At 72.4% G+C, this 23,292-nt stretch carries 21 protein-coding genes; 13 read left to right on the forward strand and 8 right to left on the reverse strand.

What is annotated here, in order from left to right; all coding sequences use genetic code 11:
- Nucleotides 1–57: 57 nt before the first annotated feature.
- A complete protein-coding gene (locus tag RFN52_RS08030; RefSeq protein WP_184844285.1) occupies nt 58–1,593 on the reverse strand; it encodes an APC family permease in 1,536 nt (511 codons plus the stop codon).
- A gap of 34 nt (nt 1,594–1,627) precedes the next feature.
- A complete protein-coding gene (locus RFN52_RS08035) occupies nt 1,628–2,578 on the reverse strand; it encodes a hypothetical protein (protein ID WP_184844288.1) in 951 nt (316 codons plus the stop codon).
- Nucleotides 2,579–2,942: 364 nt separating this feature from the next.
- On the opposite strand from RFN52_RS08035, the gene RFN52_RS08040 reads away from it, so the two are divergent.
- The 4 genes from RFN52_RS08040 to RFN52_RS08055 all read left to right on the forward strand — a co-directional run bounded on the left by RFN52_RS08040 (nt 2,943) and on the right by RFN52_RS08055 (nt 5,312).
- Complete coding sequence (locus tag RFN52_RS08040; RefSeq protein WP_184844291.1) at nt 2,943–3,848, forward strand: DMT family transporter; 906 nt, start codon at nt 2,943–2,945, stop codon at nt 3,846–3,848.
- A gap of 43 nt (nt 3,849–3,891) precedes the next feature.
- On the forward strand, nt 3,892–4,452 hold the full coding sequence (locus RFN52_RS08045; RefSeq protein ID WP_184844294.1) for an NUDIX hydrolase: 561 nt from the start codon (nt 3,892–3,894) through the stop codon (nt 4,450–4,452).
- Between the two features lie 10 nt (nt 4,453–4,462).
- Nucleotides 4,463–4,855, forward strand: coding sequence for a YidH family protein (locus RFN52_RS08050; RefSeq protein ID WP_184844297.1), 393 nt, complete (start codon nt 4,463–4,465; stop codon nt 4,853–4,855).
- 121 nt (nt 4,856–4,976) lie between these two features.
- The gene (locus RFN52_RS08055; protein ID WP_184844300.1) at nt 4,977–5,312 is read left to right on the forward strand and encodes a DUF202 domain-containing protein; all 336 of its coding nucleotides are present in this window, start codon (nt 4,977–4,979) and stop codon (nt 5,310–5,312) included.
- Nucleotides 5,313–5,603: 291 nt separating this feature from the next.
- On the opposite strand, the gene RFN52_RS08060 is transcribed toward RFN52_RS08055, so the two are convergent.
- Complete coding sequence (locus RFN52_RS08060) at nt 5,604–6,554, reverse strand: NADP-dependent oxidoreductase (protein WP_184844303.1); 951 nt, start codon at nt 6,552–6,554, stop codon at nt 5,604–5,606.
- Between the two features lie 200 nt (nt 6,555–6,754).
- Here RFN52_RS08060 and RFN52_RS08065 point away from each other — a divergent pair, with 200 nt between their 5' ends.
- The 5 genes from RFN52_RS08065 to RFN52_RS08085 all read left to right on the forward strand — a co-directional run bounded on the left by RFN52_RS08065 (nt 6,755) and on the right by RFN52_RS08085 (nt 12,471).
- Nucleotides 6,755–7,789 (forward strand): phosphotransferase family protein, encoded by a 1,035-nt coding sequence (locus tag RFN52_RS08065; RefSeq protein ID WP_062925941.1) that lies wholly within the window; start codon nt 6,755–6,757, stop codon nt 7,787–7,789.
- A 5-nt stretch (nt 7,790–7,794) separates the two neighbouring features.
- Nucleotides 7,795–9,009, forward strand: a complete 1,215-nt coding sequence (locus RFN52_RS08070; RefSeq protein WP_184844306.1) for an acyl-CoA dehydrogenase family protein — start codon at nt 7,795–7,797, stop codon at nt 9,007–9,009.
- Between the two features lie 294 nt (nt 9,010–9,303).
- Nucleotides 9,304–10,920 carry a SpoIIE family protein phosphatase gene (locus RFN52_RS08075; RefSeq protein ID WP_184844309.1) on the forward strand — a complete coding sequence of 539 codons (1,617 nt, stop codon included), beginning with the start codon at nt 9,304–9,306 and terminating at the stop codon, nt 10,918–10,920.
- Nucleotides 10,917–12,023: a cobalamin B12-binding domain-containing protein gene (locus RFN52_RS08080; RefSeq protein ID WP_184844312.1), complete on the forward strand. Its 1,107-nt coding sequence runs from the start codon at nt 10,917–10,919 to the stop codon at nt 12,021–12,023. The genes RFN52_RS08075 and RFN52_RS08080 overlap by 4 nt, the downstream gene beginning before the upstream one ends.
- 22 nt (nt 12,024–12,045) lie before the next feature.
- Nucleotides 12,046–12,471, forward strand: a complete 426-nt coding sequence (locus RFN52_RS08085; RefSeq protein WP_229856907.1) for an STAS domain-containing protein — start codon at nt 12,046–12,048, stop codon at nt 12,469–12,471.
- Here the strand turns inward: RFN52_RS08085 and RFN52_RS08090 are convergent.
- From RFN52_RS08090 to RFN52_RS08100, 3 genes are read right to left on the reverse strand one after another with little or no spacing between them, the layout of a single operon-like run.
- Nucleotides 12,410–13,003, reverse strand: a complete 594-nt coding sequence (locus RFN52_RS08090) for a TetR/AcrR family transcriptional regulator (protein ID WP_184844315.1) — start codon at nt 13,001–13,003, stop codon at nt 12,410–12,412. The two genes, RFN52_RS08085 and RFN52_RS08090, sit on opposite strands and share 62 nt — an antisense overlap.
- A 28-nt stretch (nt 13,004–13,031) precedes the next feature.
- The gene (locus RFN52_RS08095) at nt 13,032–14,696 is read right to left on the reverse strand and encodes a class I adenylate-forming enzyme family protein (RefSeq protein ID WP_184844318.1); all 1,665 of its coding nucleotides are present in this window, start codon (nt 14,694–14,696) and stop codon (nt 13,032–13,034) included.
- Entirely contained in the window at nt 14,693–15,466 is a 774-nt protein-coding gene (locus RFN52_RS08100; protein ID WP_184844322.1) for an SDR family oxidoreductase, read from the reverse strand. Before RFN52_RS08100 ends, RFN52_RS08095 begins: the two co-directional genes overlap by 4 nt.
- 173 nt (nt 15,467–15,639) lie before the next feature.
- On the opposite strand from RFN52_RS08100, the gene RFN52_RS08105 reads away from it, so the two are divergent.
- Nucleotides 15,640–16,875: an exo-beta-N-acetylmuramidase NamZ family protein gene (locus RFN52_RS08105; protein ID WP_184844325.1), complete on the forward strand. Its 1,236-nt coding sequence runs from the start codon at nt 15,640–15,642 to the stop codon at nt 16,873–16,875.
- Nucleotides 16,876–16,967: 92 nt separating this feature from the next.
- A complete protein-coding gene (locus RFN52_RS08110; RefSeq protein ID WP_184844328.1) occupies nt 16,968–18,284 on the forward strand; it encodes a serine-threonine protein kinase in 1,317 nt (438 codons plus the stop codon).
- A gap of 19 nt (nt 18,285–18,303) precedes the next feature.
- Here RFN52_RS08110 and RFN52_RS08115 read toward each other — a convergent pair whose 3' ends face one another.
- Nucleotides 18,304–21,102: a penicillin acylase family protein gene (locus tag RFN52_RS08115; protein WP_184844331.1), complete on the reverse strand. Its 2,799-nt coding sequence runs from the start codon at nt 21,100–21,102 to the stop codon at nt 18,304–18,306.
- A gap of 264 nt (nt 21,103–21,366) precedes the next feature.
- On the opposite strand from RFN52_RS08115, the gene RFN52_RS08120 reads away from it, so the two are divergent.
- Complete coding sequence (locus RFN52_RS08120; protein WP_184844334.1) at nt 21,367–21,969, forward strand: hypothetical protein; 603 nt, start codon at nt 21,367–21,369, stop codon at nt 21,967–21,969.
- 76 nt (nt 21,970–22,045) lie between these two features.
- Nucleotides 22,046–22,810, forward strand: a complete 765-nt coding sequence (locus tag RFN52_RS08125) for a 3-keto-5-aminohexanoate cleavage protein (protein ID WP_184853828.1) — start codon at nt 22,046–22,048, stop codon at nt 22,808–22,810.
- Here the strand turns inward: RFN52_RS08125 and soxR are convergent.
- On the reverse strand, nt 22,770–23,234 hold the full coding sequence (gene soxR, locus RFN52_RS08130) for a redox-sensitive transcriptional activator SoxR (RefSeq protein WP_184844337.1): 465 nt from the start codon (nt 23,232–23,234) through the stop codon (nt 22,770–22,772). The two genes, RFN52_RS08125 and soxR, sit on opposite strands and share 41 nt — an antisense overlap.
- Nucleotides 23,235–23,292 lie beyond the last annotated feature (58 nt).

Raw genomic sequence — 23,292 nt, forward strand, 5'->3', positions numbered from 1 at the left:
GGACAGGGATCGCGGGTGCTCGTCAGATTTCCGTAACCACTTCTTACGCGGAGCGCGTCAGGAGGAGGCCGCCTTGTCGAGCTGGAACGCCTCGTTGCCGAGGCCGATCCGGGCGTGCTTCTCGGGGGCACGGACGCGCAGCACCAGGCCGAGGGCCACTCCGGCGAGTGCCGCGAGGCCGATGATGCCGGGCAGCACCCAGCTCAGCGACGAGTCGGGGCCGGCGCCGACCAGCACCTCGAAGTCCTTCACCGTGTAGCCGGCGATGACCAGCAGGGCGATGCCCGCGAGGGCGGACGTGACCAGCCGCCAGGCCTGGGTGCCGGCGGCGCCGCGGCGGGCGAAGAAGACGACGACGGACAGGGACGCCGCCGCCATCAGCACGATCACGCCGAGGGCGCCGATGTTGCCGAACCAGGTGAACAGCTGGAGGACGGGCGCGGTCGGGTCGCCGGCCGGCTTGTCGTCGGCGATGGCGAAGGCGACCACGACCACCACGGCCACGACGGTCTGGAGCAGCGAGCCGGTGCCCGGGGCGCCGCTGCTGCCGCTGGTGCGGCCGAAGGCGGCGGGCAGGAGGCCTTCGCGGCCCATGGCGAAGGCGTAGCGGGCGACGACGTTGTGGAAGCTGAGCAGCGCGGCGAACATGCCGGTGACGAACAGGACGTGCAGGACGTCCGTGAAGGTGCCGCCGAGGCGGGACTCGGTGAGGAAGAACAGCAGCCCGGCGCTCTGCTTCTGGGACGTGCCGACGATGGCGGCGGGGCCGGTGGCCACGGTGAGGGCCCAGCTGCTCAGCGCGAAGAAGACGGCGACCCCGCCGACGGCGAGGAACATCACGCGCGGCACCAGGACGTGCGGGCGGCTGGTCTCCTCGGCGTAGACGGGGGCCTGCTCGAAGCCGAGGAACGCGGCGATGCAGAAGCACAGCGCGGTGCCGACGCCCGCGCCGGTGAGGGTGTCGGGGTTGAAGGCGTGCAGCGACAGGCCCTCCTTGCCGGGGTCGGCGATCGCGGCGATGTCGAAGACGACGACGAGGAGCACCTCGATGACCAGCAGCACGCCCAGCACACGGGCGTTGACGTCGATCTTGAGCCAGCCGAGCAGCCCGACGGCGAGCACGGCCACGAGCGCCGGTATCCACCAGGCGATCTGCACGTCGGCGTAGGTGGCGAGGAGCCCGGAGACCTCGAAGCCGAAGATGCCGTAGATGCCGACCTGGAGCGCGTTGTAGGCGACGAGGGCCACCAGGGCGGCGCCCGCGCCCGCGGTGCCGCCGAGGCCGCGGGAGATGTACGCGTAGAAGGCGCCGGCGTTGTGGACGTGGCGGCTCATCTCGGCGTATCCGACGCTGAACAGGATCAGGACGACGCCGAGGACGACGAAGAGCAGCGGCTGGCCGACGATGCCCATCACCGCGAATGTAGTGGGCATGACACCCGCGACGACCATGAGCGGGGCGGTCGCAGCGAGGACGGAGAGCAGCAGGCCCCCGGTGCCGAGCCGGTCGGCGCGCAGGGCACGCTCCTCCCCCTTGAACGTACTGATGCCGCCGGAGGCGGTGGTGCTCGTTCTCGAACTGTCCGTGGTCATCGGGGGAGCGTCCTCACTCTTCGGGTCGGGGGTGTCAGGCCGTGCCGAGCGCGCCGGCGCGGGCGGCGGCGAAGGCGGTGTGCGGGTCGCGGTCCGGGTACGACCAGGGCGCCGGGGTGGCGTGGCGGCCGATCCGGTGGAACAGGGCGGCGGCCTCGGCGCCCCGCCCCTCGCAGAACTTGGCGTGGGCGAGGAAGTTCAGGTCGATCAGCCGCCGCGGGTGCCCCTCCAGCTCCCACTCCAGCCACCAGTCGAAGGCGGCCTTCATGACCTGCCGGGCGCGGCGGCCCGTCCAGTGGCCGGAGGCGGCCGGGTCGGCGCTTTCGTGCCCGGCGGCGGCCAGCACGCGGTAGCGCTCGGCGTGTGCGATGACCGGCAGGATCGCGAGCGGGGAGTCGGCAGGGGCCTGTTCGGCGGCCCAGTTGGCGAAGTCGTAGACCTCGTGCAGCGGATCCGGACCGGCCTCGGTACGGCGGGCGGCGAGCCGGGCGACCATCAGATGGTGGGCGTGGTGGTGGTCGGCGTAGCGGGCGCGGACCGCCTCGAAACCGCGAACCACGTCCTGGTCGGCGCCGACCGCGCAGTCCAGCATGAACAGGCCGAGCCAGGGGGTGGGGTCGGCGGGGGCACGGGTCGCGGCGGCCTGGCAGGCCTCGCGGGCCCGGACCGGCTTGGCCTTGCCGTGCAGGGCGCGCCGGACCTGGGCGAGGGCGAGCAGCACGGAGGCGTCGGCGGACTCGGGTTCGGCGAGCAGCCACTCGCGGGCCCACGCGGCGCAGGAGGACTCCCGAGCGAGGACGGTGACGCGGTGGCCGCGCCGGTCCCAGTCGTCCCCGGTGTGCACCAGCAGGGACCGGGCGTTCTGCCAGCGGCCCTGCACCAGTGCGGTGCGCGCGGCCATGAGGTCGGCGTCGTCGAGGGCCTCGTCGAAGGCCTGCGCGGCACGTCTGCGGCCACGGCCGAGGGGAGGCGGGGGTGGGGACACCGCGGGACTTCCTCACGCACTCTTCTGGTGTTTCGGCTCACGGCGGCAGAGGGAGCGCGGATGTGCGCATTGCCATGAACCGATCACACACAGCCAACCCCCCGCCAAGGGGCGTCGTCAAGGGCAGCCAGTGCGTTACACGCGTCAACTCCCGTCACTCGTGAGGATTTTGTGATCCGAGGGGCAGGAGAGACCAGTGTGAGCGGCATCCGATTTTTCCGTTTCGCCCTTTGTGACGTACGTCATAGCGTGGGCTGCCGACGCCCCCGACGATGGCATGACGTACGGGCGCGCCGGGCGGAGCCGGCCGGTACAGTCGGCCCCTACGCAACCGTGACCCGACCTGACGATCGAGGTACACCGCGTGTCGGTTCTAGTACTGGCGCTCGCCCTGGGCGCCGCCTGCTGTCTGGGCTTCGGCTTCGTCCTCCAGCAGAACGCGGCTCAGCGTGCCCCGCTGAGCGACTTCCTCTCCTTCCGTCTGCTGATCGACCTCGTGAAGGTGCCGCGCTGGCTCGGCGGCATCGCGCTGATGGTGGCCGGCATGGGGCTCGGCGCCGCCGCGCTGGGGCAGGGCGAGCTGTCGCTGGTGGAGCCCCTGCTGGCGACGAACCTGCTCTTCGCTCTCGCGCTCTCGCGCAAGCAGACCCGGCAGCCACTGGGCCGCCAGGGCTGGGCGGGCCTGCTCCTGCTGGCCGGCGGGGTCACGGCGTTCATCGTGGCGGGCCGGCCGGAGGGCGGTGCCGCGACGGCCGATCCGGTCCGGCAGTGGGTGATCATCGGGGCCATGATCGGGCTCGCCCTGCTGCTCACGACGCACGGCAGGCGGACCCGGCTCGGCTCGGGCCCGGTCCTGCTGGCCCTGGCCGCCGGACTCCTCTACGGCGTGCAGGACGCGCTGACCCGGGTCAGCGGGCAGAAGGTCGCCGAAGGCGGCCTCGCCGAGCTGCTCACCGGCTGGGAGCCGTACGCGGTCCTCGCGCTGGGCGTCACGGGGCTGGTCCTCGTGCAGAGCGCGTTCGAGACCGCGTCCCTGCGCAAGTCGCTGCCCGCCCTGACCGCGGCGCAGCCCCTCGCCGGGATCGTCTGCGGCGTCGGCTTCCTGGGCGACCGGCTGCGCACGGACGCGATGGCCCTGGGCTGGGAGGCCGGTGGTCTGCTGGCCGTGGTCGCCGGGATCGTGCTGCTGGGGCTGCACCCGGCGATGCCGCAGGGGGCGCCGGAGCGGGCACGGGTGGCCGCACCCGCGGTGAGCCCGGCCTCGCCCTGACACCCTGCCGCGGCGGGGGCGCGCGCCCTGCTTGGATGAGGGCATGAGCGCTGCCGACGAGATCCTCGACATCGTGGACGAGCACGACCAGGTCATCGGGCAGTTCCCCCGCGGCGAGGTCTACGCCCGGGGACTGCGCCACCGCTGCGTGTTCATCCAGGCCCGGGACGCCGAGGGCCGCATCTTCGTGCACCGGCGCACCCCCACCAAGCTGGTCTTCCCCTCCCTCTACGACATGTTCGTCGGCGGGGTCGTCGGCGCGGGCGAGTCCTACGGGACGGCGGCCCTGCGCGAGGCCGAGGAGGAACTGGGCGTGAGCGGCCTGCCGCAGCCGCGGCACCTCTTCACGTTCCTCTACGACAACGGCTCCGGCCGGAGCTGGTGGTCGGCGGTCCACGAGGTGCGCTGCGAGCTGCCCGTGCGGCCGCAGGCCGAGGAGGTGGCCTGGTACGACTTCCTGCCCGAGGCCGAGGTCGAGCGGCGCCTGGGCGACTGGGAGTGGGTGCCGGACGGGCTGGCGGCATACGAGCGGCTCAAGGCGTTCCGCTCGGACGGCTCGGGCGGCTCGGGCGGCTCGGGCGGAGCCGGTCAGGACGCCGGGTAGGGTCGCGCACGTGATCGAGTTCGTACGGAACGTCCGGTTGTGGTTCGTACCGGCGGAGGTCCGGGAGGACGGCGAGACGCCCGACTACCGGTTCTCGCTGGCCAACGAACGCACCTTCCTGGCCTGGCTGCGCACCGCGCTCGCGCTGATCGGCGGCGGCTTCGCCGTGGACCAGTTCCTGCCGGACCTGCGCTGGGCCTGGCGGGTCGGGCTGGCGCTCGCGCTGCTGGGCGCGGGCGTGCTGTGCTCGCTGCGGGCCGTCAACCACTGGGTGCGCTGCGAGCGGGCCATGCGCCGGGGCGAGGACCTGCCGGTGTCCCGCTTCCCGGTGCTGCTGAGCCTCGTCGTCGCGGTCGTGGCCGTCGCCATGGTCCTGGTGGTGCTCGTGGGGTGGGAGGGGTGACCGCGCCGGCTGCCGTCCGGCGGCGGGACTCCGACCGCGACTCCGGACCGCAGCAGCCCATGGGGCCCCGGCGTACGACGCCGTCGGGCACCGTAGTCGCCGTACGCGCGGGAAGCGCGCTGTGAGCAGCCCGGCACCCCGGCCGCGGGACCCCGACCGCGATCCCGGGTTGCAGCCCGAGCGGACCCGGCTCGCGTGGCGGCGTACGACGCTGTCGGGCACCGTCGTCGCCGTGCTCGCGGTGAAGACCGTGCTGCACGGCGGGGCGTCGGCGGCCGGGGTCACAGCGGGCGCGCTGTGCTGTGTGCTCTGGCTGGGCTTCCTGAGCGTCGCCCACCGGCGCATCCGCACCCTCGCGGCCACCCCGAGCCCCGTGGCCTTCGCACCCCGGCACGCGGCGGCCGCGGTGCTGTGCACGGTGGCGATGGCGGTGTGCGGGGCCGCCCTCGTCCTCTAGAACCTGGGCCCGCCGTTCGGTTCACGCCGCGGACGCGGGGCCCGGCGCGCGCGACCGGCAACTCGGTGCCGCCGGGGTGTGATCAGCGCATCCAGGCGTTGTGCAGGATGACGGCGCCCTTGTCGACGCCGTACTCGGGATCCGGCCGGCCGTTCCGGTGAAGCCCAACGGCCGCCCTGCCGCGGCACCCGCCCTGCGCGCACGCACCGGGCCCCGCTCACCGGCGCTGAACAGCACCGTCGATGTCCTGCGGCCTGATCCACACGACCAGCCCCGGGGCGGCTCCCCCGCTCAGGCGCCCTCACCCTCGCTCTCCCAGTCCACCGTCACGACGATCTTGCCTCGGGTGCGGCCCTCCTGGTTCAGCCGGTGCGCGTCCGCGGCCCGCTCCAGGGGGAACGCCGCGTCGACGTGCACGCTCACCACGCCCTGCTCCGCCAGGTCGGCCAGGCGCTGGAGGTCCTGCGCGTCGGGGCGGACGAAGTAGTAGCGGCCGCCGTAGGTGACGACGCCGTTGTCGGCGATCGACACCAGGCGGCCCTCGGGGGCCAGCAGGTTCGCCGACACCTTCAGCGCGTCCCCGCCGACGGTGTCGAACACGGCGTCCACGCCCTCCGGGGCCAGTCCGCGCACCCGCTCGCCCAGGCCCTCGCCGTACACCACCGGCTCCCCGCCGAGGCCCCGCACGAAGTCGTGATTGGGCTCGCTCGCCGTACCGATCACCCGGGCGCCGAGATGAACGCCGAGCTGCACGGCGATCGAGCCGACGCCCCCGGCCGCGGCGTGCACCAGGACGGTCTCGCCCTGCTTCACCTGGAGCACGTTGATCAGCACCTGGTAGGCGGTGAGCCCGACCAGCGGCAGCCCGGCCGCCTCCTCGAAGGAGAGGTTGCGCGGCTTGCGCGCGAGGGTGCGCAGGGGTGCGGCCACGTACTCGGCGAAGGTGCCGCGGGAGAGGAAGTCCTCACGCACGTACCCGATGACCTCGTCCCCGACGTCGAACTCCGAGACGGCCACGCCGGGCCGCACGACGACGCCCGAGACGTCCCAGCCGGGCACCACGGGGAAGACAGGGGCGAGGATCCCGTCGAGGTATCCCTCCCGGGCCTTCCAGTCGACGGGGTTCACGGCCGCCGCCCGCACCTTCACCAGCACCGCGTCCGGGCCGACCTTCGGATCGCGGACCTCCCCGAACGCCAGCACCTCGGGTCCGCCGTACCGTGAGTAGCTGATGGCCTTCATGGGTCCGACCTTCCGGGCTCGCCGCACGGCCCGCAAGCCGGATGGCCTGAACGAACCGGCCGAAACCTCCCCGGCGCCTCGCGGGGGGACGCCGTCGGCCTATCGTGGCTCCGATCACGTTTCGGCCCCGCTCTGGACGACATACCGACCGGTCGGCATCATGAGTCGGGAACCGTCCACCCCGCCCGTAGGAGCGACACATGAGCCCCGACCACCCGCCCGGACTCGATCTCGACCGGTTGCGCGGCCTGCTCGACCGCGAGCGGCCCGGCCTGGTGAACGGCCCGCTGTCCGGCCGACTGATCGAGGGCGGACGGTCGAACCTCACCTACGCGGTCTCCGACGGCGCCTCCCGGTGGGTCGTGCGCCGGCCTCCGCTCGGCCATGTCCTGGCCACCGCGCACGACATGAAGCGCGAGCACCGGGTCATCAGCGCGCTGCACCCGACCGCCGTGCCGGTCCCGGAGCCGGTGCTGCTGTGCGAGGACGAGGAGGTGCTCGGGTCGCCGTTCTACGTCATGGAGTTCGTCGACGGCACCCCCTACCGCACCGCCGACCAGCTCGTCCCGCTCGGTCCGGAGCGGACCCGGGGCGCGGTGCTGAACCTCGTCGACACGCTGGTGGAGCTGCACGCGGTCGACCCGGGCGAGGTGGGGCTCGCCGACTTCGGGCGGCCCGAGGGCTTCCTGGACCGGCAGCTGCGGCGCTGGGGCAAGCAGCTGGACGCCTCGCGCAACCGCGACCTGGACGGCATCGACGAGCTGCACGCGGCCCTCGGGCGCGAGCTGCCCGGCTCCCCCGCCCCGGCCGTCGTGCACGGCGACTACCGGCTGGACAACGTACTGATCGGCGAGGACGACTCGATCCGGGCGATCCTCGACTGGGAGATGTCGACGCTGGGCGACCCGCTCACCGACCTCGGCCTGCTGGTCATGTACAGCATGCCGCTCGGCATGCCCGAGTCCCCCGTCTCCACGACCGCCGAGGCCCCAGGGCATCCGGCGCCGTCGGAACTCATCGAGCGGTACGCCGCGCGCTCCGGGCGGGACGTCTCCGCGGTCTCCTGGTACACGGCGTTCGCCTGGTTCAAGCTCGCCGTGATCCTCGAGGGCATCCACTACCGCTACACGCTGGGCCAGACGGTCGGGCGCGGCTTCGACCGCATCGGCGACCTCGTGCCCGTCTTCGTCCGGCACGGACTGACCACGCTCCACGAAGGCCTCCAGGAGGGCTGATCCACATGGACTTCGCTTATGACGCGCGCACCGAAGAGCTGCGCGCCAAGCTCCTCGCCTTCATGGACGAGTACGTCTACCCGGCCGAGGAGGTCGCGCACCAACAGCGCGAGCGGCTGGCCTCCCCGTGGGAGACCGTGCCCGTGGTGGAGGAGCTGAAGGCCGAGGCCCGCCGGCAGGGCCTGTGGAACCTGTTCCTGCCGGACTCCGAGTACGGGGCCGGGCTGACGAACCTCCAGTACGCGCCGCTCGCCGAGATCATGGGCCGCTCCCCGCAGCTGGCGCCGACGGTGACGAACTGCGCGGCGCCCGACACCGGGAACATGGAGGTACTCACCCAGTTCGGCGACGAGCAGCAGCAGAAGCAGTGGCTGGAGCCGCTGCTGGCCGGGGAGATCCGCTCGGCGTTCGCGATGACCGAGCCGGACGTGGCCTCCTCGGACGCCACCAACATCACCACGCACATCGAGCGGGACGGCGACGAGTACGTCATCACCGGCCGCAAGTGGTACATCTCCGGGGCGATGCACCCCGACTGCAAGATCCACATCGTGATGGGCAAGACCGACCCGGACGGGGAGGACATCCGCCGCCAGCAGTCGATGGTGCTGGTCCCGCGTGACACCCCGGGCGTCACCATCAAGCGGGCCATGCAGGTGTTCGGGTACGAGGACCACTACCACGGCGGTCACGCCGAGGTGATCTTCGACCACGCGCGCGTGCCCGTCTCGAACCTGGTCGGCGAGGAGGGCGGCGGTTTCGCCATCGCGCAGGCGCGGCTCGGCCCCGGGCGGATCCACCACTGCATGCGGCTGATCGGCATGGCGGAGCGTGCGATCGAGCTGATGTGCCGGCGGGCCGTGTCCCGGAACGCGTTCGGGAAGTCGCTGGCGCAGCAGGGCGTCGTCCACAACTGGATCGCGGACGCGCGGGTGACCGTGGAGCAGCTGCGGCTGCTGGTGCTGAAGACCGCGTGGCTGATGGACACGGTGGGGAACCGGGGCGCGCACACCGAGATCCAGTCGATCAAGATCGCCACGCCCCGGGCGGTGGTGGACATCCTCGACCGGGCGATCCAGCTGCACGGCGCCGGCGGGGTGAGCCAGGACTTCCCGCTGGCGGAGCTGTACGCCGGCGCGCGGACGCTGATGATCGCGGACGGGCCGGACGAGGTGCACCAGCGGTCGCTGGCGCGGCGGGAGCTGAAGCGGTACCTGTGACGTGTGCGGGCGGTGGGGTGTTCGCCCCCTCACCGCCTCCGCCGCCCGCGCGTCCCGACGGGTGGGCGGCGGCCGCCCGGGGTTGTGGACGGGGTGTGAAACTTCGCACGGTCTCGTGACCGGCCATCGGGGTAGGGAGCCTTTTCCGGGGGGTGGCCGGCCCGGGAACCGTCCTTCGCCGTACCCCGGGCGAGGCCACGTGGTTGCACCGCACACCCGGTCTGCGGGACTGTGCATCGAGAACAGTCCCGTCTTCGCAAAGTGAGGTGTGGGTCACGCGCAGGGGCCCCGTACATGACTTCATCCCCGGCCAGGCCCCGCACCGGTGCGGTGAGCACGGTGAGCGTCGCCTCCGCCCCCTGCCCGGTGGTGGTCCTGGACGCGGACGGGCTCATCGCGGAGCTCAACGACGCGGCCGGTGCCCTGCTGCCCGCCGCCCGCCTCGGGCAGCCGCTGTCCTCCCCCGCCTGGCTCGCCGCCGCGGACCGGACCCGGCCGGTCCCGGTCAGCGGGGAGGTGGGCGACCGGTCGTTCTCGGCGCAGCCGTCCGTCCTGGCGGACGGCCGCACGGTCTGGTGGCTGCTGGACGAGACCGCCTACCGCTCCACGGCGGCGGAGCTGGCGGCCGAACGCGGGCGCACCCGGTTCCTCACGGAGGCCTCCACCGCGCTGCTGGCCTCGCTGAACCTCGAACGGTGCATGGAGGTGACGGCGCGCCTGGCCACGGAGCATCTGGCGGATGCCGCGCTGGTCATCTCGCCCGCCGCCGCGCGGACGCTGCCGGTGGTCGTCTGCGACCACCGGCGTGAGCTCAGCCGCAGCACGGTGTCCGAGGCGCCGGATTCCGTGCCGGGACTCGCCGAGGCGCTGCGGGGTTTCCCGCCGGTGCCCTCGCGGTGGATAGATCCCGCGACGGCCCCGGACTGGCTCGTCCCGGCCGGATTCGGCGAGGTCGGCTCGCTGGTCATCACACCGCTTCCGGGTCTCGGCGTACCGGCAGGGGCGCTGGTCCTGCTGCGCCGTGCGCAGCAGGACGCGTTCAGCGAGGCGGAGGAGTCGCTGGCCGGGCTGTTCGCCGCCCGGGCCGGCGCGGCGATGTCGGCCGCCCGCCTCTACGCGGAACAGAACTCGATCTCCGACACCCTCATGCGGGAACTCCTGCCGCCCACCCTGCGGCAGACGGAGGGCGTGGAGTTCGCGGGCGGCTACCGGGCCAGCAGGGACACGGAGCGCGTCGGCGGCGACTTCTACGACGTCCATCCGCCCGGCGAGGACTCCCCCGAGACCCTCGTCGTGCTCGGGGACGTGGCCGGCAAGGGGCTCGAGGCCGCGGTCCTCACGGGCAAGATCCGCAACACGCTGCACGCCCTGCTGCCGATGGCCGACGACCACGCCAGGATGCTGCGTCTCGTGAACAACGCCATGCGCACCAGCCACCACACCCGTTTCGCCACGCTCGTGATGGCCTCGGTCCGCAGGGAGGAGCGCGAGGTGGCGCTGCGGCTCACGTCCGCCGGGCATCCCGCGCCCCTGATCATCCGGCGGGACGGGACGGTGGAGGAGGCCGACACCGGCGGCACCCTGATCGGCGTGCTGCCGACCATCACCTCCCGGACCGCACGGGTCCGGCTGGCGCCGGGGGAAACCTGCCTGCTGTTCACCGACGGCGTCACCGAGGCCAGGGGCGGTCCGCTGGGCGACACGATGTTCGGTGACCAGCGCCTCAAGCGCGCGGCGGCCGAGTGCGCCGGCATGCCGGCGGAGGCGGTCGTGGAGCGCGTCCAGATGGTCACCTCGCAGTGGATCGGCGGCGGACGCCACGACGACATCGCCGTGCTGGCCATCACCGCACCCCGCGGTGCCCACCTCAGTGCGGTGGACGGGGCGACCCGGGGCAGGTACACGGCATGACCGGACGCATCACCGACCTCGACGAAGCACCGGGCCGCCACAGAGTCGGTGCCCGTCTCTCCGTGCCGCACGACGACGGCGCGTCCGCCCCCTGGACGGACAGGCTGTGGACCGCCGTGCGGGCCGGGGACGAATACGCGGCCCTCGACGTCGTCACCGACGCCCTGGCCGCGGGTCTCGATCCCGAGTCGGTGCTGCTGGACGTGATCGGCGCGGTGCAGCACAAGGTGGGCATCGAGTGGGCGGCCAACCGCATGAGCGTGGCCGACGAGCACGCCGCCACCGCCATCAACGACCGCGTCATCGCCGTCCTGCCGGCCCGGCGTCCGACGGCCCGCCGGGGCCGGATCACGGTCGCCTGCGTGGACCAGGAATGGCACGCCCTGCCCGCGCGCCTGGTGTCCGAGACGCTGCGGCTGCGCGGCTGGCAGGTGGACTACCTCGGCGCGCAGGTCCCCACCGCCCATCTGATCGGCCACGTCCACCGCACCGGGCCGGACGCGGTGTGCCTGTCCAGCTCGCTGCCCACCCGGCTGCCTCTCGCGCACAGCGCGATCACCGCCGTCCAGGCGGCCGGCACCCCGGTCATGGCCGGTGGCCTCGCCTTCGGTACCGACGGCCGCTACGCCCGCCTGCTGGGGGCCGACGCCTGGGCGCCCGACGCCCGCGCGGCCGGGGACCGCCTCGCGGCCGGTCCGCTGACCCGGCCGGTCCCCGCCCACCAGGCGATCGACGATCTGCCGCACCTGGGCGACCAGGAGTACACCCTGGTCGCCAGGTCCTCCACCCGGCTGGTACGTGACACCTTCCAGCGCCTGGAGCGGCACATCCCCGCAATGCGGGACTACAGCGACGAGCAGCGCGAGCGCACCGCCGAGGACATCGCCCACATCGTCGGCTTCCTGACGGCCGCCCTGTACGTCGACGCCGACGACGTCTTCACCGGCTTCCTCTTGTGGACCGCCGAGGTGCTCACCGCCCGCCGGGTGCCGGCGCGCTCGCTGCTGCCGTGCCTGGACCTGCTGGAGGAGCAGCTGCACGACTTCCCGCGCGCCCGCCGGATCCTCGACGCCGGGCGTACCGCGCTCGCTCCCTGCCCCTGACCCCGAGACGCTGGACGAATCCGTGACGCCCTCCTTCGGCACCGGCCCGCACGCCGTGCGCCTGGCCCTCACCGGCGATCTGGACTACGACACCTGCGGGGAACTGCTCCAGCGGGTACGGGCGGCTCTCGACGACGGCGGGGGTGTCGAGGAACTGCACCTGGACTGCGGAGGGCTGGGGACGGTCGACTCCATGGGTCTTTCGACCCTGCACCAGATCCACCGCTCCGCCGGCCGGGACGGCATCGCCTTCCACCTGGACGGCATCGGCCCGGCCCTGCGGCGCCTGCTCGAACTCACCGGCACCTACGAGCACCTGACGGCTCCGCGGCAAGCCGGGCTGCCCGGAAGCTCCGAGCCGCCCGGTACCGAGGAGGGGACGGCCGCTACGGGCGCAGGGCGCGCAGCAGCAGATCGGCCAGGTGGTCCGCGACCTGCTGGGGCGTGAGGGGGCCGTCGGGGCGGTACCACGTCGACAGGTGGTGGACCGAGCCGAAGTGGTAGTCGACCACGAGGTCCGCCGGGGTCGCCCGGGAGAAGACGCCCGACTCCTGGCCCTCCTCCACGAGCGCGCGGAAACGCTCGTGGTAGCGGCGGCGTTCGGCGCGGACCTGCTTGTCCTTCTCGGGGCTGAGGTGGTGCATGGACCGCCAGAAGATCATGGCGTCGTCGAGGTTCTCGATGGTCGTCACCACGACGTCCGCGGCGGCGTGCCGCAGCCGCTTCTCGACCGGCTCGTCGGCACCGGCCACGGCGTCCAGCCGCTCCTGCTGGATGCGCAGCACGCGCGCGTACACCTCGTGCAGCAGGTCGTCCTTGGATCCGAAGTAGTGGTACAGCGCTCCCTTGGTGACGCCGGCCGCCTCGACGATCTCCTGCACCGAGGTGCGGTCGTAGCCCTGCTCGGCGAAGAGCCGGGTGGCGGCGGCGAGGAGCCGCTGAGGCACGGGCGTGCCGTCCGAGTCCGTGGTCCTGGGCACTGCCGCCACCTGCCTTTCCGTTCTGTTGTCAGTCGCCTTGCGTACGGGAACGCAGTTCCCGACGGAGGATCTTCCCACTGGCCGTCTTCGGCAAGTCCGGCAGGATCTCCACCTGACGCGGATATTTGTAGGCGGCCAGTCTCTCCTTGCAGTAGGCGGCGAGTGCATCCGGGTCCGTGTCGGCGTCCGGCCGCAGGCTGATGTAGGCCTTGACCGTCTCTCCGCGGTACCCGTCGGGCACCCCCACGACGGCGGCCTCGCGCACCGCCGGGTGCGTGTAGAGGACGTCCTCGACCTCGCGGGGCCACACCTTGAAGCCGGACGCGTTGATCATGTCCTTCTTGCGGTCGACGACGTAGAGCCAGCCCTGCTCGTCGATGAAGCCGATGTCGCCGGTGCGCAGTTCGGCGCCGGGGAACGTGGCGGCGGTGGCGTCGGGGCGGCGCCAGTAGCCGGGCACGACCTGCGGGCCCGCGACGACGATCTCGCCCTGCTCGCCGAAGGGCACCTCCGCGCCGGCGTCGTCGACGATCCGGACGACCGTGTCGGGGCCGGGCAGTCCCACGGCGAGGGTCCCGGACGCGGGGTCGACCGGCGCCTCCAGGTGGGGCGGCACCGAGGCGCAGGGCGCGGTGCACTCGGTCAGCCCGTAGCCGTTGCGAATGTACGGCCCGAAGCCGGCCCGGAACTTCTCCACCAGGGCGGGCGGCAGCGGGGCGCCGCCCGAGGAGATCACCCGGAAGGAGGAGAAGTGGTCACGGGTGACGGAGGGGTGAGCCGCCAGCGCCATGAAGGCCGTGGACGGTCCGACGGTGTAGTGCGGGCGGTGCTCGGCGAACGCGTCCAGCACGACGCCCGACTCGAAGCGGTAGGCCAGCACCAGCGTGCCCGCGCTGTTCAGGCAGGCTCCGAGCTGGCAGACCATGCCGGTGATGTGGAACAGCGGCGCCAGCGCGAAGTACACCGGCCGCTCGGGCAGTCCGAGCCCGGTCCGCTGGCGCTCGGCGTTGTACATGATGTTGCCGTGCGTGTTGGTGGCGCCCTTGGGCGTGCCGCTCGTGCCGGAGGTGTAGCTGATCAGCGCGATGTCGGAGGGTCCGGGATCACGGCCCTCGGGCGTCTTGTGCCCGGCCCGTGCCACGCTCACCAGGTCGTCGGCGTCGGGGGCCTGCGGCAGGCGCTCGAAGGTGAGCACGCGCGCGTCGTCGCGGCTCTGGAAGTCCAGCTCGCACCCGGTGAGCACGATCCGCACCGGCGAGTCCGCCGCCGTCTCGCGCAGGTACGAATCCCAGGCCCGGTCCGAGCAGATGAGCGCGGTGACCTCGCCGTCCTTCAGGACGTGGGCCACCTCGCCCGACTTGTACATCGGGTTGACGGGCACGACGACCGCGCCCGCCTTCCACGCGCCCAGCAGGGCGAGCACGAAGTGCGGGGAGTTCTGCAGCAGCACCGCGACCCGGTCGCCGCGCCGGAGACCGCGGGCGGCGAGGTGCCCGGCGACGGAGTCGCTGAGCTCGTCGACCTCGCGGTAGGTGAGCCGGCCGTCGAAGTAGGCCAGGAAGTCGCTGCCGGGGGTCTCGGCCACGGCGGTGCGCAGGGCGTGCACGAGGGAGTCGGCCGGGCTGATCGCGCCCTTCTGGGCGTCGCTGAGCAGGCCGAGCCAGGGCTTGGCCGCGTAACGGGACTCGGTCACCGGGCCTCCTCCCACTGCTGCTGGATGCGGTTCATGCCGGACAGCCACCGGTCGGGGTCACCGGCCCGGGCCTGGTGGTAGGCGGCGACCTCGGGGTGCGGCAGGATCAGGAACCGGTCCTCCTCGATGCCCTGGAGCAGCGCGTCAGCCACGGCCTCCGGCTCGATCGCGGTCGGCTGGAGCACGAGGTCGCCCGCGCTGCCGGTGGCGGCGAGCATGTCGGTGCGGACGCCCTGCGGGCAGATCGCGTGGACCTTCACGCCGCGGTGCCGGTAGGTCAGGGACAGCCACTCGGCGAAGGCGAGCGCGCCGTGCTTGGTGACGGCGTAGGGCGCCGCCCCGATCATGGTGAGCAGCCCGGCGGCGGACACGGTGGAGACGAACCGGCCGCTGCCGCGCTCCAGCCAGGCGGGCAGCAGGTCCTGCGCGGCCCGCACATGGGCCATGACGTTGACGTCCCAGGACAGGGCCCACGCCTTCTCGTCCAAGGGCTGCCCGGGCTCGATGCCGTCGGCGGCGACACCGGCGTTGGCGCAGTAGACGTCGACCGTGCCGCCGAGTGCGTCGCGGGCGTCGCCGACGATCGCCGAGGCGTCGCCGGGCACGGCGATGCCGCCGATGTCGCCTGCGACCTGCTTGGCCCGCTCGGCGTCGAGGTCGTTGACGACGACCCGGGCCCCTTCGGCGGCGAACCGCCGGGCGAGCGCGGCCCCGATCCCGCCGCCGGCCCCCGTGACAACGACTCCGGCCTCTTGAAAGGCTCCCACCATCGGTCTCCTTAGACGCGGCTCAGCAATGACGCCAGACTAACCGGTCGGTATGTTTCAAGGAAGGGGGTGGAGCAGCACCCTAGGGGCGCGGGGCTGTACCGATATGCGGCTCCGCCGCGTGGGCGCGACCAGCCACAACGAAGCGGCACAAAACGGACTACGGAGGCCACCGCATGCGCCCTTCCAGACGAGCCGTCATCACCACCGCCACGGCGGCAGCCGTATCGGCCACGTCCACCGCGTCCGCCGCCCAGCGCCGCAGGCACCTGCGCACCGGCTTCGAACGACTCGCCCACGACGGCTACTCCCTGCTCGACGGCCAGAAGGTCGGCATCGTCACCAACCCCACCGGCATCACCCGCGACGCCCGCCACATCGTCGACGTCATGCACGCCGACACCCGCGTCGGCCTCACCGCCGTCTTCGGCCCCGAGCACGGCTTCCGCGGCACCGCCCAGGCCGGCGGCTCCGAGGGCCGTTACGACGACCCGGCGACCGGCCTGCCGGTCTACGACACGTACCTCAAGAGCGGCCGGCCGCTCGCCGACGTCTTCACCGCGTCCGGCGTCGACACGGTCGTCTTCGACATCCAGGACGTCGGCGCCCGCTTCTACACCTACATCTGGACGCTGTACGACTGCATGGAGGCAGCCCTGCTCGCCGGCAAGCGGTTCGTGGTCCTGGACCGGCCCAACCCGGTGACCGGGCGGGCGGCCCTCGGCCCGGTCCTGCACAAGGAGTTCGCCACGTTCGTCGGGCGGCAGCCCATCGCCCAGGCCCACGGGATGACCGTCGCCGAGCTGGCACGGCTGTTCAACGGGGAGTTCCTGACCGAGCCCGTGCCGCTGGAGACCGTGACGATGTCGGGCTGGAAACGGTCGGACTTCTACGACGCCTCCGGGCTGCCCTGGGTGCCGCCGAGCCCCAACATGCCGACGCCGGAGACGGCCCTGGTGTACTCGGGGACGTGCCTGTTCGAGGGCACGAACCTGTCGGAGGGGCGCGGCACGACCCGGCCGTTCGAGCTGCTGGGCGCGGAGGGCGTCGACCGGCGCTGGGCGGCCGCGGCGAACGAACTCGCCCTGCCCGGGGTCCGGTTCAGGGAGGCGTACTTCGCGCCCACGTTCTCGAAGTACCAGGGAAAGACGATCGGCGGTGTGCAGGTGCACGTGCACGACCGGGCCGCGTTCGATCCCGTGCGGACGGGGATCGCGCTGCTCGTCACCGCCAAGCGGGTCTGGAGCGGTTTCGCCTGGCGCCCTGACAACTGGATCGACAAGCTCACCGGCTCCGCCCGCGTGCGCACGATGATCGACGCGGGTGCGGACACCGACGAGGTCGTGGCCGGGTGGCAGGAGGACCTGGCGGCGTTCCGGAGGATGCGGCGGACGTACCTCCACTACCGCTGAGCCGAATGCGCCCGTGACGTATGGCCAAGCTGCCCCGTTGGCAGGACGATGCGCCCACATCGTGGCGTCACCCGGGGACCAGGGGGCCTGTCATGACGGATCCGGCGATGAGCGTGACTCCCTACTGGGAGGTGGCCTTCGACGCGGACGGGGACCCGGAGGGCCGCCGGCGCGACCGGCTGCTGGCGGGGGTGCGCGAGCGGGGCGTGCGCGACCTGATCGTCTTCGCGCACGGCTGGAACACCGACCGCTCGGGCGCGACCCGCCTCTACGACCGCTTCTTCGCGCCCGTGCCGCGGCTGGCCCCGGCGGCCCGGATCGGCTACGTCGGCGTGCTGTGGCCGGCGATGCGGTTCTCCGACGAGCCGATCCCGGACTTCCCCCGGGCCGTGGCGGCCGAGCCGGCGAGGCGCCCGGTGCTGGACAAGGACACCCGGCACGCCCTGCTGGACACCTTCCCGGGCCGGGCGATCCTGGTCGACCAGATCGCCCGGCTGCTGGAGCAGCAGCCGCCGGAGGAGGCCGAACTGGAGGAGTTCGGACGGCTGGTGCGGACCCTGGTGGAGGTGGTGGCGCCCGGGCCGCAGGCGCTGTTCGCCGCGGACACGGTGGCGGAGGGCGTGCCGCAGAGCGAGCCGGAGATGTTCGCCGGGTCGTCGGCGGCGGCCTGCGAGGAGTTCGCGCGGGCGCTGGCGGAGCTGGAGGCGTCCGGGACGCCGCAGGGGTTCCGGATCCCCAACCCTTGGGACGGTGCGCACGAACTGCTGCGGCAGGCCACGTACTACGCGATGAAGCGGCGCGCGGGGACCGTCGGGGAGCGGGGGCTCGGCCGGGTCGTCGGGCAGCTCGCGAAGGCGGCCCCAGGGGTGCGGGTGCACCTGGTCGGGCACAGCTTCGGAGCGCGGCTGGTGTCGTTCGCGCTGCGGGGCCTGCCCGAGGGCGTGCGCACGGTGAAGTCGGTGACGCTGCTCCAAGGGGCCTTCTCGCACTACGCGTTCGCCGCCCGGCTGCCGCACGACGCCCGGGCGGGCGGGGTGCTCCAGGGACAGCAGAACCGTGTCGATGGGCCCCTGGTGTGCTGCCACTCCCGGCACGACGCGGCCCTGGGGACGATGTATCCGCTGGCCTCACGGATGGCGGGCGACAGCCGGTCGGCAGCGGAGCCGGTCCTGGGGCGGGTCCTGGGCGCCAAGTGGGGCGCGATGGGGTACGACGGAGTGCAGGCCGTGCCGGGCACGCGCGCTCACACCCTCGCCCAGGCCCTGGAGGCGGAGCTGCCCGCCTCGGGGTGCGTGAACGTCGACGCGGCGGCGGTGGTCAGACGCGGCGGGCCGCCGGCCGGCGCGCACAGCGACATCCTGCACGCGGAACTGGCCCGGCTGGTCCTGGCGGCGGGCCGGGTTCGCTGACCCGCCGCCAGGCAGGGCGTTACCGGTGTGAGGTGAACTCCACGACCTGCTGGTAGGTCGGCCGGTTCTGCCAGCTGATCTTGCCGTGCTTGATGCCGCCGAGGGTGCGGTGGTTGATCGAGTCGGCGCACCACTGGTCGCCCGCCGCGCACACGTCGTCGCCGGGGTAGACCTGGGCCGCGGTCTTGCCGGCCGCCGTCTTCAGGGTGCTGACGAGGGTGTCCCGGCAGGCGGCGAGGCTGCCGTCGCCGCAGTACGTGCGGGCCAGCGGTCCCTTGACCTGCTCACCGAGGACCGAGCGGATGTCCTTGTCGACGTAGCTCCACCAGCCGTACTGGAAGGAGCTTCCCGCGTGCGAGCCGGTCGGACCGTGCGCCGCTGACGGGGACTCGTCGACGGGGAGGTTGGCGGTCACGGCCTCGTAGAGCCCGCTGCCGAGGCCGGGTTCGAACTCGGCCTTGACCAACAGGGGCCACCAGGCGTCGAGGATGCGGATCGCATCGGCGTCGGCGTACTTCTTCGAGCCGGCGGCGGTCTCCGTGCGCTTGCCCCCCGCGGCGGTCCAGGCCTGGAGTCTGCTCACGGCGGCCGCGACGGCGGGGTCGGTGACGGGCGAGCTGGTGACGACCTTCAGGAGCTTGGGCAGGACGTCCTCGGCCCGGAGGTCCGCCAGCCCGGCGTCGGCCATGGCCTTCACGAGGGCGGCCCGGGTCACCCCGCCCTGCTGGACGAGCTTCTTCACCCGGTCCTCCAGGAGGTTGCCGCGGTGCACGGAGCCGTTGCCCCAGGGGGCGGTCGTGTAGTCCCTGGCCTGCTTGTTGTTCCAGGAGACGTAGTAGTCCTGGTCGACGGAGTTCGGGTGGGCGGAGGGCGGGGTGTAGTCGGCCGTGTTGGTCGCCGGGTCCCAGCCGCGCCACTCGTAGGCCGGCCGGGCCCACGCCGGGAACTCGGAGTCGACGCCGGCCGCACGCACCGGGTTGTCGCCGCTGTTGTAGTACGCGGTGTGCTCGGAGTCGGCGTAGAACCAGTTGAAGGTGTAGTTGATGTGCTGGACGGCCTTCTGGAAGGTGTCCGGGCCCTTGACGTAGTCCGGGTCGTTCAGCATCTGGAAGCCGATGATGGAGTCGGCCTCGTGCAGGAAGGACGAGCGCAGGGTGGTGTAGGCGACCTTCTTGCCGCCGACCGTCGCGCGGTACTCGACGGGGCCGTACTTCGTGCGCCAGACGCGCATGGTGTACGAGCCCGCCGCGGTGCCGTCGGCGACCGTGGGCTTCCAGGTGTTCTTCTGCTCGATCTTCTCCATCGGCGTGCAGGTGCCGCGGTACAGGTAGTGGTAGTCGTCCTGGCACAGTTCGACGGCGTAGGAGTCGATGATGTCCTGGCCGGAGGTCGTGGCGCTCCACGCGTAGTCCTGGCCGCGGCCGAGTTCGACGTACATGCTCAAGCCCGCGAAGGAGGCGCCGCGGGCGCTGATGCCCGGGCCCTGGATCTCCTGAAGCAGCAGCAGTTGGGGGGCGAAGTAGCCGGTCTGCGGGCCGAACACGGCGACGGGGTGGCCGCTGGCGGTGTGCTTGCCGCTGACGACGAGGGCGTTGGACATGCCGCGCTTGGCGGACGACGTGGCGGTCTTGGCGGCTTCGCCGGAGGCGCCGGTCGCACCGGCCGTGGTGGCGCTGCCGGTGCGGTCGTACACGAGCGGCTCCGGCTTCACCGAGCCCGCGTCGGGCAGGGCCGTGCCCTGCGGGGCGGCGGGCTTGGTCCCGTACGGGAAGCTGCCGGCGTGCTGGGTGAGGACGGCCTCCGGGTCGTTGCGCATCCGGAAGGATTCCCAGACCTTGGTGCCCTCGGTGACGCCGTACTTCTCCTGGGCGGCCATGAGCGAGAGGGCGTTGTTGACCTCGCCGCCTCCGCCCGAGCCGAACAGCGCGCCGATGACGGAGGCCAGCGCGACCAGGTCGGTGATCTTGAAGTGCTCGATGGTCCCGGCGTTGGTGACTGAGTCCTTGTGCCCGGTGAGTACGTACTCACCGGGGAAGGTGCGCCCGCTGTCGGAGGCGTCGATGTAGGAGTTGATGCCGTCGAGGTAGGCCTTGACGTCGGCGAGGGCCTGGCGTCCGCGCTCGCCGTTGGTGGCGACGGCGTTGTCGATCTGCGCCTGCAGATCGGCCTCGGTGTACGGGGCGTGCCGCCAGAACTGTTGCTCCAGGCCCTGGTTGGAGGGCGCACCGCCCGCGAAGGAGGTCAGCTGTCCACGCCCGACGTGCCGGAAGACGTCCATCAGCCACAGCCGGTCCTGGGCTGCCGCGTAGCCGGCGCCGAACTCCGTGCCGTACCGGGTGGTACCGGTGATGTGCGGCACACCGGTCTTCTTGTCCCGGACGATCGTCACGTCACTGCGTCCGGCGGGCTTGAGGCTGGAGGCGACCTGGTCGGCGGGGACCCCGAAGGAGGCGTCGTTGAAGAAGGTGTTGATCTTGTCGTTGGTGAGGCCGGGGTAGCCCTTGGCCAGGTTGGCGTAGGGCCCGAGCTGGTCCTCGGCGTGCTCGGGCTGGGTGCCGAAGGCCTGGTTGAGGAGGATCTGGGCGAGGGTGGCGTTGCCGTTCTGGCCGGGCGGGAGGATGTCCGAACACTGGTTTCCGCAGTGGTCGTTCGCCGCGGCCACGGCCTGCGCGGTCGCTGTTTCCGAGGCGGCAGCCGGGGCAAGCGGCGACAAGAGACCTGCGATCAGGGCGCATACCGAAGCTGTCTTCAGGAACCCGGGGATTCCGCTGGGAGTTCTCATTCTGTCGAGAACGGTGCGTGGGGCACGCCGTGGCATGGGGGGCTCCTCCCGACGGGGGTGGGCGGGATGTTACCGCCGGTATCCCCCGGCTTGAAGATGAACAAGCGTCACTTTTTGAAGTCGGCACAACAGACACAGAGACCACGGCAGTCGACTCGCGAGCCTCTCGGGGCCGCTTATGGAGGCCATTTGAAATCGGATGGAGCCGATTCGCTTGTCGATACGTCTATTCGGCGACGTCCGTTCGACGACGCCGAAGTGACCGGATTACAGGTGCAGGTGTGACGGAGGTGCAGGACGATGGCCGGTTTCCGGAGTCTGGCGAGACAGGTCCGCGATCCGCGGTGCGATCTGGCCTTGCGGCGCTATTCGCTGCGTAAGTGCCTTGAGAGGTTCGCCCCTTACGGACACAGGGCGACCTGGGACCATCTGTGCTCCCGGGCAGGGTTCGGTCCCGAGGACCGCTCCCCCGATCCGGTGCGGTTCGTGGCCGCACTGGACGAACTGGAGGAGGCGCGGGCGGTCTGGCTGGCCTACGAGGTCGAGTTCGCCGAGCGCCGCAAGAAGGAGAAGCACGACGGGCTGCGCAGGCCGGGCAGCGTGGACGACTGGCACCGGCTGACCTGGGGCGGTTTCGGTGTGGCGTGGTGCGACGATCCGGCGGTCCATCCCCGTGAACCGCTGGCCGAGGTGCTGCGCCGGCTGATCGCCGCGCTGGAGCGCGAACCGGGCTCGGCCTGCCCGGTGTGCGGCGGGGAGCAGCTCATGTGGAGGTACGACCTGGACCACGAACCCTCGTCCGGTCCGGTCTGCACGGACTGCGGGATCCTGGTGCCGCGTCCCGTGCTCACGCCCGAGTCCCTGGCGTACGCCCGGCGGGCGAGGCTGTTGGTGTCGGCTTGACGAATGCGGGTGCGCGGGGGGGTGCGCCGGGGATGCCGCACCCCCACTGTCGGTGGTGACTGGCACCATCGAAGCCATGATGCAGGTGTGCCTGAACGGTTCGCGGACGGCCGCTGACGGTGCGGCCGTGCCGCTGACACCCGAGTCGATGGCCGGCTCGGCCGCCGGGGCCGTGGCCGCCGGAGCGCGGGACATCCACGTCCATCCCAAAACACCGTGCGGGCGGGACACGTTGTCGCCGCGGGTGCTCGCGGTGACGCTGTCGGCGATCCGGGCGCGGGTGCAGGTGCCGGTCGGTGTGACCACGGGCGCATGGGCGGAGCCGGACCCCGCCGCCCGGCTGGAGCGGATCCGCGCGTGGACGGTGCTGCCCGACCACGCCTCGGTCAACTGGCACGAGCCGGGGGCGGAGGAGACGGCCGCGCTGCTCCTGGAGCGCGGAGTGGGTGTGGAGGCCGGCATCTGGTCCGGGACGGACGGCGCCGAGCGGTTCACCGCCTCGCCGCTCGGGCCGAAGGTGCTGCGGGTCCTGGCGGAGGTGACGGACACGGATCCGCTGGGCGCGGTTGCCTCGGCACGGGGGCTGTTGTCCGACCTGGGGTCCGCGCACGGCCGTCCTGTGCTGCTGCACGGGGAGGACGGAGGTGCGTGGCCGGTGCTGCGGCTCGCGGGGCGCCTGGGTCTTGCCACGCGGATCGGGCTGGAGGACGCCCTGTTCCTGCCGGGCGGGGAACCGGCAGGGTCCAACGGGGAGCTGGTCGCGGCGGGGTCGGCGGAGTACGGGGCGGCCCGGTCGGGCGCTACCGGCCACCTCGGTCGACCAGCAGGCGCGAGCCCGTGAGGCGTTCACCGAAGACGTCGTCCGGGTTGGACAGGACGCAGTTGTCCAGGGAGAGGCAGCCGCAGCTGATGCAGTCGGTGAGGTGATCCCTGAGACGGTTCAGCTGCTTGATGCGTTCTTCCAGTTCGGTGCGCCAGACCTCGGAGAGGTGCGCCCAGTCCTCCCGGGTGGGGGTGCGCTCCTCGGGTAGTTCGGCGAGTGCGTCGCGGATCGTCGCCAGGGGGATGCCGACCCGTTGCGCGGCCCGGATGAAGGCGACCCGGCGGAGCGTGTCGCGGGAGTAGCGGCGCTGGTTGCCCGCCGTGCGGCGACTGCTGATCAGGCCCTTGGACTCGTAGAAGTGCAGGGCCGAAACGGCGGCGCCGCTGCGCGCCGCGAGCTGGCCGACCGTGAGCTCATGGATCTTCTCTGGGATCTGGGGCACCCCTCGAACCCTACCGAGTCCGTTGACACAGCCCGCACGGCCGACCATGCTAAGCAGT

Source organism: Streptomyces collinus, assembly GCF_031348265.1.
In the GTDB taxonomy this organism is placed as follows: Bacteria; Actinomycetota; Actinomycetes; order Streptomycetales; family Streptomycetaceae; genus Streptomyces; species Streptomyces collinus.

What these genes read in the sequence shown, in the direction of transcription:
- RFN52_RS08030 (WP_184844285.1), bottom strand. Translation starts at nt 1,593, where the DNA reads ATGACCACGGACAGTTCGAGAACGAGCACCACCGCCTCCGGCGGCATC.
- RFN52_RS08045 (WP_184844294.1), top strand. Translation starts at nt 3,892, where the DNA reads ATGAGCGCTGCCGACGAGATCCTCGACATCGTGGACGAGCACGACCAG.
- RFN52_RS08060 (WP_184844303.1), bottom strand. Translation starts at nt 6,554, where the DNA reads ATGAAGGCCATCAGCTACTCACGGTACGGCGGACCCGAGGTGCTGGCG.
- RFN52_RS08065 (WP_062925941.1), top strand. Translation starts at nt 6,755, where the DNA reads ATGAGCCCCGACCACCCGCCCGGACTCGATCTCGACCGGTTGCGCGGC.
- RFN52_RS08070 (WP_184844306.1), top strand. Translation starts at nt 7,795, where the DNA reads ATGGACTTCGCTTATGACGCGCGCACCGAAGAGCTGCGCGCCAAGCTC.
- RFN52_RS08075 (WP_184844309.1), top strand. Translation starts at nt 9,304, where the DNA reads ATGACTTCATCCCCGGCCAGGCCCCGCACCGGTGCGGTGAGCACGGTG.
- RFN52_RS08080 (WP_184844312.1), top strand. Translation starts at nt 10,917, where the DNA reads ATGACCGGACGCATCACCGACCTCGACGAAGCACCGGGCCGCCACAGA.
- RFN52_RS08100 (WP_184844322.1), bottom strand. Translation starts at nt 15,466, where the DNA reads ATGGTGGGAGCCTTTCAAGAGGCCGGAGTCGTTGTCACGGGGGCCGGC.
- RFN52_RS08105 (WP_184844325.1), top strand. Translation starts at nt 15,640, where the DNA reads ATGCGCCCTTCCAGACGAGCCGTCATCACCACCGCCACGGCGGCAGCC.
- RFN52_RS08110 (WP_184844328.1), top strand. Translation starts at nt 16,968, where the DNA reads ATGACGGATCCGGCGATGAGCGTGACTCCCTACTGGGAGGTGGCCTTC.
- RFN52_RS08115 (WP_184844331.1), bottom strand. Translation starts at nt 21,102, where the DNA reads ATGCCACGGCGTGCCCCACGCACCGTTCTCGACAGAATGAGAACTCCC.
- RFN52_RS08120 (WP_184844334.1), top strand. Translation starts at nt 21,367, where the DNA reads ATGGCCGGTTTCCGGAGTCTGGCGAGACAGGTCCGCGATCCGCGGTGC.
- RFN52_RS08125 (WP_184853828.1), top strand. Translation starts at nt 22,046, where the DNA reads ATGATGCAGGTGTGCCTGAACGGTTCGCGGACGGCCGCTGACGGTGCG.